Here is a 13,753-nt window from a genome sequence, read left to right as displayed (position 1 = left end):
TATTTTATTATTCTGAAACTATTTTTCCATCAAGTAGATTAATAATTCGGGAGCCATAAGACGCATTATTTTCAGAATGTGTAGCTTGGATTATTGTAACTCCTTCTTTATTCAACTGTGAAAATAATTCCATGATATCTGTACTCTGCTTCGAGTTTAGGTTTCCTGTTGGTTCATCAGCTAAAATCAATTTTGGTTTTCCAATCAATGCTCTTGCTATTCCAACCAACTGTTGTTGTCCACCACTTAATTGAATTGGAAATAAATCTTTCTTGCCAACAATATTAAAGCGATCTAACATATCTGCCACCATCGCTTTGCGTTCAGATGATTTTACATTTTTATAAAGTAAAGGTGTTTCAATGTTTTCATAAACCGTTAACTCATCTATTAGGTGATAAGCCTGAAACACAAAACCGATATATTCTTTATACAATTTGGATCGGTTTCTCTCTTTCATACTATGGACAGGTTCACCTAAAAATGTATAACCACCTCCAGTGAAATTATCTAACATCCCAATACAATTCAATAAGGTTGATTTACCAGAACCTGATGGTCCCATAAGTGAAATAAACTCCCCTTCTTTTACTTGTAAATCGATGTTATCTAGTAAAGCGACTTTATTACTTCCAGAATTGACCGTTCTGGTTGCTTCGTTTAAACTTAATAATGTATTTATCATCTTCTAACTTGTTGATATACTGAAACAACGCTTAAATAAGCTCAATGTAATAGTTCAGTAAAATTGGGTTTTTTGTTACTAAATTCGATTGACTTTTGAATCTCCTATGCTTAAGCCTCGATCTACTTCTGCTGTACCTTTATAATACAATTCTGCTTCTCCATAAGCAGTAAATTTAATTCGTTCCGAAGCGTTAACAGTAAACTTTGCTTCTCCATAAGCTTTAAGTTTCGATGCTTTATTACTCACCTCAACTAGGTTAATATCTCCTTCACCATAAGCTGTTATTTTCTGATTATTAATATTACCTTCCTTTACAGTTAACCGACTTTCACCATAGATATCTGCATCAAACTCTTTAAAGTTTACGGCATTAAAGGTGACTTGGGATTCACCATAAATTTTAAGCCTAAATTCTTTGACATTAATAAGACTTTCACATACGGTTCTTTGTTCTCCTCTTAAGGACAACTCATCTATATTTTTATAAGTCACTACAATAGTTAAAACTTTATTTTTATAGATAGGTACTTTTCGTTTTACTCCATCAATGATAACTTTTTTATGTTTAGTAGTTTCTTTGGCATCATCTAAATAAACTCTAAGTGTTTCGCCTTTGACTTCAATATTCACTATGTCGTCTGATAATGTATTTGCAAGAATCGTTACTGATTCTTCATCTCCTTGTACAAAAGTGGTTTCAATGTGTGGACTGATAATTACTTTATTAAAGGGTTCAACTATCTTCTTTGTTTGAGCTAATAGCGTTTGTCCAAAAAGAACAAGAACTACTATTGTGATGCATTTTAAATTTTTCATGATTTGTTTTTTTTTAATACTGAAACAAGTTCAGCACAGATTATTGATGAATTCAGTTTTATAATTTTATTCCGTTTTTAAACTATCTACCGGATTTGCAATAGCCGCTTTAATGGCTTGAAAACTCACTGTAAACATGGCAATACCTAAAGCGCATAAACCCGTAAACACAAAAGGGTGCCAACTAATGTTGATTCTATATGCAAAGTCTTGTAGCCAATTATTCATTACATAGTAAGCCAAAGGAAATGCTATTAACAAGGCAATTGCTACTAATTTAATGAAATCAGCAGATAATAGTTTTACAATACCAACAACAGAAGCACCTAAGACTTTCCGTATTCCTATTTCTTTATCGCGTTGTTCAGCAGTAAAAGCAGCTAGACCAAAAAGACCCAAACAAGCTACAAATATGGCGAGTAAAGAAAATATCATACCGATAGTTGCTGTTTGTTTTTCTTCTATATACAACTGCTCTATATTTTGATCTAAAAAGCTATAATCAAATGGAACATTTGGAACTACTTTTTTAAAACTTTCCTCAATGCTAGATATACTTTGATTTAAATCTGTCACTTTCATTTTCACCAACATATATTCCTTATATTCTGTAGACAAATTATGAAATGCGTATGCACCAATTGGTTCACGCAATGACGCATAGTTAAAATCTTCAACCACACCAACTATAAAAGCATTATTACTAGGAAGCATTTGAATGTGCTTACCTATAGCTTCTTCTGGTGTGTAACCCAAATAATCAACTATCTTTTTATTCACTACAACATCTATTAAAGAATCTCCTTCTTTCTTTACAAGCGGTAAATTCTTTCCTGCAATAAATCGCAATCCCATAACATTGAGTGCTTCAGCATCAGCACGATTTGTTTGCACAGCCATTCCTCCATCATCTTCAAGAGGATTTTGAACCATTCTACCACTTACGGTTTTCCCAGGGAAACCCTGAGCAGAAGCAACATTAGAAACTATAGATAACTTAGCCAATTCCTGTTCTAACACTTTTACATTATTTGCCTCATTGATTCCGTTAATCGAAATAGCCATAACTTGTTCTGTATCGAACCCTAAGTCTTTATCTTGAATATATTTGAGTTGATTATAGATAACAAATACACCAATAATAAGTAATGTAGATGCTCCAAATTGCATTACAACAAGGCCTTTTCTAACATTAGTAGACCAGTACGTTCCTATTTTACCTCCGCTTAATATTTTTTTAGCAGAAAGACTAGACATATAAATCGCTGGATAAGAACCTGCGAGCAATGTCGTAATTGCCCAAATTGCAACAAGCGTTATAATAAACGTTGCTGACCAAAGCATAGAATCTGGAATCTCTTTACCAGCAATTTGATTAAAAAATGGTAAACAAAGTAATGCTAAACCAACGCCTAGTGAAATTGAGATTGCAGTTATAAGTCCTGTTTCTGCATAAAATCGAATCATTAAATTACTTACTGATGCGCCAAGCGTCTTACTCACACCTACTTCTCGCGATCGTTTTTGTGAACGAGCCGTTGTAAGATTCATGTAATTGATACAAGCAATTATGAGAATCAATAGCGCAAGCCATGACAAACTTTTTACCTGTTCTATTGAGCCTTTCCGAGAACTATAACCGTTTTCTATTTCATTAGAGTATAAATGAACTTTACCTAAATCTTGAACATTTAAAGTATACCACTGCGATTCTTTATCAACATGTTTATCGAGCATTTGTTTTAGCTTCGATTTTAAAGCACTGTCCTTTGAGCCTTTTGCTGTTAAAATATAAGTTTCTAAGCTCGCATTAGACCATGTTGGTCTTCTTGAAAAAAAACTTGTCGTAAAAGAGACATAAATATTACCATCTAAAGTTGTATTGGTTGGCAAATCCTGAAATACTCCTGTAATTTCAATATCAATTCTATCATCAATCTTAAAGAGCTTTCCAATCGCTTGGTCAGTGCCAAAGTAACGAATTGCTGTGGTTTTTGAGATAATTCCCGTATTCGGTTTAACCAAAGCTTTATTAGCAATACCTTGGGTTAGCTTGAAATCAAAAATTCTGAATAAACTAGAGTCTGCATAGTATAATGAGGATTCAATAAATTCTGAAGTACCTGTACTAATATAAGCAGGCTCTCCAAAGCCATGTTTTAAAAATCGAACAGCATCTATAATTTCTGGAATATCCTCAATACTCGTTGGTGCAACCATTGCTGGTGCAGTTGCATAAGTTGTATTATCATAACTCTCAGAGGTCTCAGTCAAAACTCTATAAATTTGGTCCTTTTTTGAAAACATAGTATTAAAACTGTTTTCATGTTGAACAAACAAGAATAGTAAAGTTGTGATAGCAAGACTCAGTGTAAGTCCCAAGATATTAATAGATGAAAAAAGCGGACTTCCTTTTATATTTCTCCAAGCAATTTTTATATAACTACGTATCATAGCACTTGTTTTTTTATTCTGTTTTTAAACTATCTACTGGGTTTGCCATTGCTGCTTTAATGGCTTGAAAACTTACAGTTACCAACGCAATTAATATAGCAACGACACCTGCAATGACAAAAATCCACCAATTAATTTCTATGCGATAAGCATAATCTTGAAGCCAATTACCCATGGCATACCAAGCAATAGGAATGGCTATTAAAATTGAAATACCTACAAGTTTTAAAAAGTCTTTAGACAACAATTTCACAATACCTGAAACACTAGCTCCTAAAACTTTTCTAACTCCAATTTCTTTACTGCGTTGTTCTGCTGTGTAAGCAGCCAAACCAAAAAGACCTAAACAAGAAATAAGTATTGCTAATAAAGCAAAGAGTTGTGAGAGCTTACCAATAAGTTGTTCACTTTTAAATTTTGCATTAAACGTTTCATCTACAAATGCATATTCAAAAGGAAAAGCTGGGTTATGTTTTTTCATCACGGCTTCAACTTTAGATAGCATATCACTAGTGGCTATTTTAGGATTAGTTTTTAGATACATATAGCTAGCTTCTCCGTGATAATTAAAAAAGAGCACAGGATCACTTTGTCCATACATATCATCATATAAATAATCTTTCACCACACCAATAACTGTATAAGTGTCTCCTCTTGTTACTTTTTTGCCAATAGCGCTACCTTCACCCATTAATTTTGCAAAAGATTCGGTTATCAAAACACTCGTACTATCTTTAGTTCTATTCTCACTAAAACCACGACCTTCAGCGAGTTCCATACCTGCAGTTTCTAAGAAATCTGAACTGATATATCTAAAGAAAATCAATACATCTTCTGTATTTGTTCCACCAGTCCATTCTAAACCAGATCCATTATTGCCTCCATCTAAAACACCAGAATTATTTAAACCTACACTTGTTATTGCTCCTGTATTAACTAAATCTTGTTTTATGACTGAAAATTTTTCGATCATAGTGCCATTGACATTTAATGAAATCAATTGGTCTTTATCAAAACCTAAATCTCTATTTTTTACATGCTGAATTTGTTGATATACTAAAATGGTACAAATGATAAAAACAATAGAAATCGTAAACTGACCAACAACAAGTCCTTTTCTAATAAATGTGGCAGAGCCTTGACTAACCTTTAAACCTTTTAACACCTCAACAGGTTTAAATGAAGACAAATAGAATGCAGGATAAAGACCAGCAAAAATTCCACAAACTAGAGTAATTCCTAATAAAACAATGATATGTACTGGCTTTGCGAGGCCTAACACTAAATTCTTATCAATGATTAAATTAAACTGAGGTAATAAAATAAATAGCAATAGAACACTTACAAGTGTCGCCATAAAAGCCAGAATTAAAGCTTCAGAAATAAATTGAAAAATTAATCGAGAACGACCAGAACCCATAGCTTTTCTAACACCAACTTCATTTGCTCGTTTTTCACTTCTAGCTGTAGATAAATTCATAAAATTTATACAGGCAATAAGTAAAATAATTAAAGCTATGATTGTAAATAAACGTACATAAACAATACGTCCATTAACTTGTTTCCCATTTTCAAAATTATCTCTAAGATGCCAATCTTTTATTGAATGCAAAAATGCTTTTGAATTGCTGTCGTCAGTTTTTTTCTCAAGTAATCCGCGAACTAGTGCATCTGTCGCTGTAAAATCAGCTTCAAGTGATAACTCAACAAAAGTATCTGCGAAAAAACTACCATATCCATTTGTCCATTCTTTTCCTCTACTATAACGCTCAAAAGGTGCAATCCAATTCACAGGAAAAGTGACATTTTTAGAGAGGTTATCAATGACACCTGTAATCAGAAAATTCTCTTTATTATCAACTCTGAGTGTTTTACCTAATACTTTTGTATTCTTCCCAAACAACTGTTCTGCTGTTTCCTTTGTAATAATAATTGCTTCTGGATTTTTAAAAGCTTCATTTTTATTTCCTTCTACAAAGGTTAAACTGAATATCTCAATAAAATCTTCATCAACATAACGTCCAGAACGATTAATACCATTATCATCTACAGTAAATAAAAAGTCTCTTTGCTTTGTTCTTGTTGCTCTAACAACGCCAGGAATTTCCGTTTTCATAGCTTCTGCTAAAGGTCCAGGTGTAGAATTAAATGTTCTCCATTCTCCATCATATTCCTGATGTGTTGGCACATAATAAACTTGATCTTGCTTTTGAAAATCTGAGTTAAAACTCACTTCATCTTCAACCCAAAGAAAGATTAAACTGGCACATGTAATGCCTATAGCCAAGCCAAAAATATTTAAGAAGCTATAACCTTTATTTTTCAATAGAGTCCTGAATGCTATTTTTATATAATTTAAAATCATGGTTCTTTTTTTGACTGAATTAATTACTTATACCATTTATATTGAGAAGATAATGCCAAAAACACAAACGGCTATAAATCAATATATTACAATTATGTTTCGAAAAAAAAGTGTTCGATTTTGATACACTTCTTGTTCGTAATCGAACACTTTAAAACTTAGGCAAAGTATTCTTAGAAATTTAGTTAAAAATGATGCTTACTCAGAACGCAAAGAATTTACTGGATTTGCATTAGCAGCTTGTAACGTCCTTACACTGATTACTAACAAAGCAAAGAAAATCATAGCACATCCACTTGCTATAAACACCCAGAAACTAATGCTTGCTTTATATGAAAAATCTTGTAACCAATTATTAATGCCATAATAAGCAATTGGAGCAGCAACTATAAATGCAATTGCAACAAGAATTAAAAACTCTTTACACAGAAGTGTATTGATTTGGATTAATGAAGCACCTAAAACTTTACGCACTCCAATTTCTTTTATGCGTCGATTAGTAGTATAAATCACTAATCCTAATAACCCTAAACAGCTAATTAATATTGATAAGCCAGTAGCCCAATTTAGTAGTTTTGAAACCTTTCTTTCCTTATTATAAAATTTTTGAATACTTTCATCCATAAACTTAACCTCATAGTCATCTATTTCTGAATAAACAGATTTATAAGCATTTTTAATTTCTGAAAGTGCTCCTTTTAAACCATTAGGTGATTTATTTTGAAAAGCAATATGCACGGTCTGAAACTGACTCCATCTTGGTCGATACCAATCTCCACGTAAAGCCATAGGCTTAATTTCACTTTTTAAGGAACGTTGATGAAAATCTGCCATTACACCAACAATAGCGACGTCTTCTTCATTTAATTCAACGGTTTTTCCGATAGCATCTTCAGGAGTTATAAAACCAAGCCTATTTCTACAGGTCTCATTTATTACCAATTCTTTTATGGTGTCATTTCTAATCGATCTTCCTGCTAAGATTTCTAATTCAAATAATTTTGAGTAATTAGTATCTCCAAAAATAAATTGTAGCTCTGATTTAACTTCGTTCTCTCCATCCATGTAAGTTATTTCAGTACTATTAGTTGAAAATGATGCTGGAGCTGCACCACCAATACTAACTTTTTTAATTTGCGATATGGCTCTTAATTTTTCTGCATATAGTTCTTTTTTAGAAAGTTCACTTTCGCTCCTTGGACTACGGATTGAAACTATAGCTTCGGTCTTAAATCCCATATCTTTATTTAACAAATAATTTATTTGCTTGCCAACCAATAATGTCGCAATTATAAAAACCTGAGCGATAGTGAATTGAAATACGGTTAAAAACTTTCTAAGTTTTACTTTTTTGTCTCCAACTGCTAAATGATTTTTTAAAACTGAAACGGTATTAAACTTTGATAAAACCAATGCTGGATAAAAGCCTGATAAAAATGTAACTATGAGCAATAAAACGACTATTCCAATTAATATTAATGGTGTTTTAAAGAGCTCAAAACTTAAGCCTTCTGGCACAAAATCTGAAAACACATTGATAAGCCATTTAGATAATGCTAGTGATAATAAAGCTGATACAAAAACCAGTAAAAACGTCTCTCCCATAAACTGACCTATGAGCTGTTTTCTAGAACTGCCTAAGGTTTTTCGAATTCCAATTTCCTTAGCGCGTTGAGATGCTTGAGCGGTATTTAGATTAATAAAATTAATACAACCTAACACCAACAGAAATAAGGCAACCAAAGCTAAATTTGTTAGCAAGGTCTTGCTTGCTTGCCCTTTAGACCAATCATAAATACCATAGTCTTCATTAAAATGAATATCTGCTAAAGGTTGTAATGTAAATATTTGCTCATATCCATATTCTTTAGCCTCTTCATCTTCATGTTCTTTAGCTAAATCAGTTAAACGATTTTGAACAGTAGCCAAATTAGAAGATGCCTTTAACTTTACAAAAAGTTGAGAATTTGAGTTTGTATTATCCCACTGTTTATTAAGGAACTGATCCCTTAATCGTGTTTGAAAAAGTGTAGGATGCGAAATAAACTCTTCAAAAACAAAATCTGTTCGTTCTATAAAATTCTCTACAATTCCTGTTACAGTAATATTTAGTGAATCATTGTAAACTAAGGTTTTCCCTATGATATCGTCAGGAGCTGTATTTGGAAAATAGTCAGCAGCTCGTTTTTCAGTTAAAATAACATTATTTGGGTTTGATAACACATTTGTATCATCTCCTGCTAAAAACTTATAATTGAAAATTTTAAAATAATTAGCATCTGTATAAATGACAAAATTGGGCCACTTAAATTCTGAAGCTAATTCCTTATTCTCAACTTTTGAAGGACGTTCAATATAAAAACCGCTTACGACTTCTAAATTTAAATTATCCTTAATTGCATCTTCTAAGGCTAATGTAATACCAGGATTATAATCTTTTTCTTCTGGACTATTAAAATCTGTCACTACTCTATAAATTCGATCACTATCATTATGAAATGTATCAAACGTTGCATCGTAATAAATCATTAAACCAATAACAAACGATGCACTTAAACCTATGGTAAGACCAATAACATTTATTAGAGAAAACACCTTGTGCTTCATAATATTCCTCCATGCTATTTTGAAATAATTTTTGATCATTATTGTTCGTTTTTTGATTAATAATTTATTCTGTACGCAATGAGTTTACAGGATTAGATGTTGCTGCTTTTATCGTCTTTACAGATATTGTCATCATGGCTATAAACACAGCAATTCCTCCAGCTGCAAGGAACATCCAAATATTCAAATCAATACGGTAAGCATAATTCTGTAACCATTTACTCATTGCCCACCACGTAATAGGTGTTGCAATGAGGAAAGCGATGGCTACCAATTTTAAAAAATCCTTAGTTAAAAGTACCGTAATCGCAGAAACACTTGCTCCCACAATTTTACGTACTCCTATTTCTTTTCTACGTTGTGCTACAATAAGCAATGACATGGCAAATAAACCAATGCAACTCAAGACAATAGCTAGTAATGAACCACTTCCAATCATTGTAATCATATTGCGTTCATTATGTAGTGTACGATCTACATTTTCGTTTAAAAATGAACCTTGAAATTCTGCATTAGATTCGATTGTGTTCCAAGCTGTTTTTACCTCATTGTACGCCTGTTCTAAATTTTGAGGTGTAACCTTAACATATACGTTTCTTAAATTCCAATTAGGTAATGCAAAAAGTGACATCGGTGCAATATTCCGATCGAGTTCTTGAAAATTATAATCCTTAACAACACCAACAATAGTATACAACTTATCATCAATATTCATTTTAGAATTCAGTATTTCTTCTTCATTTAGCTGTTTTACCATCGCTTCATTGATAATAACCGACAAACTATCACTAACCAAATTTTTTCGGAATGAGCGACCTTCAACTAGATTTAAATCTAAAGTTTCAACATAATCTGCATCCACAACCAACATATGCGTCTCTACTCCTTTGCCTTTATAATCAAAACCCAAAACACTTGTAGAACGGCTTCCATCCTTACCAATACCTAAAATATTATTCGAAGCTGTAACACTTACAATATTCGTTTTATCTTGGAGTGCATCTCGAAGTAATTGCATCGCTTGTTGATCATTACGTTTTCCATTAAGTGGAAAAGCAATTACCTGATCTTTATTAAAACCCAAATCTTTGGTGCGCATAAATTCTACTTGATCCCAAAGCACGAGCGTTCCACCAATGAGCAATATGGCAATACCAAACTGTAAAACCATTAAACTATTGCGCAAGTGATTTTTTCCACTACTATCCAATTTTCCTTTTAAACTTTGTAATGTACCAAGACGGCTCATTAATAGTGCAGGATAACCTCCAGCGATTAGCGTAATGACCACGACACTCAAAATCAACACGAGCAGTAAAGAAGGATTTAATAATATTGCAAACGATGCTTCTGTTGTAAACAAGTTTTGAAACGATGGCAACAAAATATTAGCCATCAAAACCCCTAAACTTACAGATACTAAAAACACCAAAATGCTTTCTCCCCAAAACAGAAAGAACAACTGTTTTTTATTGGCACCTAAAGTTTTGCGCATTCCGATTTCACGTAATCGCTGTGCGCTTTTGGCAATACTCATATTTATGAAGTTGACGCAGGCTATAAACAGAATTAAAATTGCAATACCTAATACCAAATAAGGTATAGTGCGATTTACAGTTACAGCACCTTGATTGAAATTAGCAAATTTTACATCAGCCAAAGACAATAGTTTTATTTGTCTATAATTACCATCTGTATTGGGTTGTACGCCATCACGCTTTGCGTTATCGATCTCATTTTTATAATGTAGTTGCGTAAAATCTGTTGTACTTTTTTCAAATTGTGCAGGTGTCATTCCTTTAGAAAGTTGCATATAAACATTATGATTCTCAACATCCCATCGTCCTACTGAACGAGCATAAGCATGCTGTCCTTGACTTTTAAAATTTAATATTATATCAAAGCCCATTGAACTTGTATTAGGAAAGTCTTCCACAATTGCCGTAACATTAAACGGCACCTCTTCTCCATCTCTTAAAATAGTAACCGTTTCTCCGATAGGATTTTTCTCTCCAAATATTCGTTTTGCAGCATGCTCTGTAATAGCGACAGAAGATTCAGAAGTGATTGGGTTCTTCTTATCACCGTTAATAATAGGAAAACTGAACATATCAAAAAAATCAGGATCAACATAAGCACCATTCATATAAAGCTGCTTATCTTGAAAGCTCAATAACACACCAGAACCATTATGACGTGTTATCTTCTTAATACCTGTTGTCTCATCTCTGAGTGCTGCTGCAAAAGGTTCAGATTTTGAGGTATTAGCTTCAATACCATCTGCTGCACTATCTTCTGAATACACTTGATAAAGATAATCTCCTTGTTCATGAAAACGGTCAAAAGAAAGCTGAAACAATGCGAACATAGACAACAAAATGGCTACTCCAAATGCAGCAGTAAGGCCCATAACATTTAGTGTCGTAAATGTTCTATGCTTCCACAGGTTTCTGAGTGCTATTTTAAAATAATTTTTAATCATGATTGTTCGCTTTAGATTCGTTTATTCTGTTCTAAGTGACTTTACAGGATTAGAAGTCGCAGCCTTTATTGCTTGAAAACTAACCGTAATTAATGTTATTATTAATGCACCGAAACATGCAATCGCAAATACATCCCAACTTACAGTTGTTCTATAATTAAACTTCTGTAACCATTGTCCCATAATATAATATGCTAATGGTGAAGCAATCAACAACGCTATGACAACAAGAGTGATAAAGTCTTTTGATAATAGTAACCACAACTGACTAATAGATGCACCTAATACTTTTCTAACACCAATTTCTTTTGTTCTTTGTTCTGCAACGAAAGATGCTAATCCAAAAAGACCTAAACAACTTATAAAAATGGCCAATGCCGTAAAGACTCTAGCTAAACTAGCAATACGTTCTTCTGATCTAAATTTTGCTCCATACTCTTCATCCACAAATTGAAAATCGAAAGGTGTATTTGGGAAATTCTTTTTAAAAACACTTTCAATAAGTTCTAAATTCTCACTTGTGCTTTTTTCAGGGTTAAGTCTAACATTATAGAATGCTGTATTAGCATACTTTTCAAAGACATACATCGCTTGTTTAACTGGACTATATGGTGATTGTATGACCATATCCTCTACTACTCCAATAATTTTTAATGGCGGATTTGGATCTTCAGTATCAGAATCCCTTATGTACTTACCTATAGGATCTATAAGTCCCAAGTATTTCACTGCTGTTTGGTTAAGAATTACAGCATTAGAATCAGTTGCAAATTCTCTGGAAAACCCTCTCCCAGAAGTCACCTTTAAGCCTAAAGTTTCTGTAAATTCATATGACACTGTTGTATAAGCTAAATCTTCTTGGAAACCAACAGGTTTGCCTTCCCAAGTGTAGCCAGACCTATTTGACCATACACTTGTCATTGGTCCACTTGTACCTGCCATTTCTATAGCACCTCCTGAAGCAATAAATTGCTCGCGCATGAGATCTCTTTTTCCAACAAATTCGCTGCTCATTACTGGAACTTGAATCAGACCTTCCTTGTCATAACCAACAGGTCTATCTTTGCTAAATTGAATTTGATTCATTACCACAAGCGTCCCAATAATTAAAGCAATTGAAACCGTGAATTGGGTTACAACTAAAATTTTTCGTGGTAATGAAGAATAACGACCAGATTTAAATGTGCCTTTTAAAACTGCGACGGGATTAAATGATGATAAATACAATGCTGGATAACTACCTGCTAAAAACGCAGTAATAATTACAAACACAAATGATATTGCCCAAAATTGAGCATTTGCCCAAGGAAAAACAATAGCCTTACTCGCTAGATTATTAAATCCATTTAGAAAAAGCAGAACAATACCTAATGCAACTATAAATGAGAGGAAAACAATTAAGAATGATTCACTTAAAAATTGAAAAATGAGTTGACCACGTTGCGAGCCAATAGATTTTCTGATACCCACTTCGGTGGCTCTTTTTTCAGATCGTGCAGTGCTTAAATTCACAAAATTGATACAAGCTAATAACAATACAAATAACCCAATTACACCAAATAACCATACGTTTTCAATTCGTCCACCAGCTTGTACTCCATTTTCAAATTCCGATTTTAAATACCAATCGTGCATCGGAAAGAGAAATAACTCTGGATTATATTGCACCAACTCTGGATCCGCTTTTTTCTTTACATCTCTGATTTTTGAAGTAACAGCTTCCATAGTGGTATTGTCATTAATCTGAACAAACATTTGAAATGAATTATTACCCCAAGAACCCTTAGAATTTTCTATCCATGGCTGCGTTGTGATATAATATTTCCATGGTATTAAATAATCCATTTCATTAAATGAGTTATTCACCGGAATATCTTTATAAACAGCTCTGACTATTAAATCATCTGCATTGTTAACCATTATTATTTTACCTACTGCAGTAGCAGATCCAAATATTTTTTTAGCAGAAGTTTCTGAAAGCATTATCGAATTCTTCTCTTTAAGTCCATCTCTCTCTCCTTCAATTATTTTAAGATCTAACATATCTGGACCTCCTTCTTGCATAGCGTTTCCTTGTGTATAGATATTAATATCTCCATACTTTAAATACCTAGGCTGCTCCCAAGAAGACATTATAATATGCTTAAAATTATCATTATAACTTTCACGTAAGGCAAACTCTAATGGTCTAGGAATTGCAGGACCAGTTCCTATATCTCCATTACTTGATTGATGCTGAAAAATTTGAGCTATAGTATTCTTATTTTTAAAGTGATTGTTATAATTTAACTCATCTGCAATCCATAAACCTATAAGCATTGTAGCTGCCATACCTATAGCT

7 protein-coding genes are annotated in these 13,753 nt (G+C 33.0%); all 7 read right to left on the bottom strand.

Going from position 1 to position 13,753, the window contains the following annotated elements; all coding sequences use genetic code 11:
• Positions 1–7: 7 nt before the first annotated feature.
• The gene (locus tag QZZ53_RS02000) at positions 8–685 is read right to left on the bottom strand and encodes an ABC transporter ATP-binding protein (protein ID WP_296380909.1); all 678 of its coding nucleotides are present in this window, start codon (positions 683–685) and stop codon (positions 8–10) included.
• Between the two features lie 78 nt (positions 686–763).
• On the bottom strand, positions 764–1,504 hold the full coding sequence (locus QZZ53_RS01995) for a head GIN domain-containing protein (RefSeq protein ID WP_296380907.1): 741 nt from the start codon (positions 1,502–1,504) through the stop codon (positions 764–766).
• Between the two features lie 66 nt (positions 1,505–1,570).
• Positions 1,571–3,958 (bottom strand): ABC transporter permease, encoded by a 2,388-nt coding sequence (locus QZZ53_RS01990; RefSeq protein ID WP_296380905.1) that lies wholly within the window; start codon positions 3,956–3,958, stop codon positions 1,571–1,573.
• A gap of 13 nt (positions 3,959–3,971) precedes the next feature.
• Positions 3,972–6,323, bottom strand: a complete 2,352-nt coding sequence (locus QZZ53_RS01985; protein WP_296380903.1) for an ABC transporter permease — start codon at positions 6,321–6,323, stop codon at positions 3,972–3,974.
• Between the two features lie 198 nt (positions 6,324–6,521).
• Positions 6,522–8,969, bottom strand: coding sequence for an ABC transporter permease (locus tag QZZ53_RS01980; protein ID WP_296380901.1), 2,448 nt, complete (start codon positions 8,967–8,969; stop codon positions 6,522–6,524).
• Between the two features lie 25 nt (positions 8,970–8,994).
• Complete coding sequence (locus tag QZZ53_RS01975) at positions 8,995–11,412, bottom strand: FtsX-like permease family protein (RefSeq protein WP_296380899.1); 2,418 nt, start codon at positions 11,410–11,412, stop codon at positions 8,995–8,997.
• A gap of 21 nt (positions 11,413–11,433) precedes the next feature.
• Positions 11,434–13,753: ABC transporter permease (locus QZZ53_RS01970; protein ID WP_296380897.1), on the bottom strand; the 2,320-nt coding region annotated here is incomplete at its 5' end.

It is taken from the genome of Winogradskyella sp., from assembly GCF_016744625.1.
Lineage (GTDB): Bacteria > Bacteroidota > Bacteroidia > Flavobacteriales > Flavobacteriaceae > Winogradskyella.
The sequence above is the reverse complement of the archived record's forward strand: the minus strand, read 5'-3'. Positions and strand labels throughout refer to the sequence as shown.

Bases quoted from the DNA above. Each gene is read 5' to 3' on its own strand.
- QZZ53_RS02000 (WP_296380909.1), bottom strand. From the start codon at position 685: ATGATAAATACATTATTAAGTTTAAACGAAGCAACCAGAACGGTCAAT.
- QZZ53_RS01995 (WP_296380907.1), bottom strand. From the start codon at position 1,504: ATGAAAAATTTAAAATGCATCACAATAGTAGTTCTTGTTCTTTTTGGA.
- QZZ53_RS01990 (WP_296380905.1), bottom strand. From the start codon at position 3,958: ATGATACGTAGTTATATAAAAATTGCTTGGAGAAATATAAAAGGAAGT.
- QZZ53_RS01985 (WP_296380903.1), bottom strand. From the start codon at position 6,323: ATGATTTTAAATTATATAAAAATAGCATTCAGGACTCTATTGAAAAAT.
- QZZ53_RS01980 (WP_296380901.1), bottom strand. From the start codon at position 8,969: ATGATCAAAAATTATTTCAAAATAGCATGGAGGAATATTATGAAGCAC.
- QZZ53_RS01975 (WP_296380899.1), bottom strand. From the start codon at position 11,412: ATGATTAAAAATTATTTTAAAATAGCACTCAGAAACCTGTGGAAGCAT.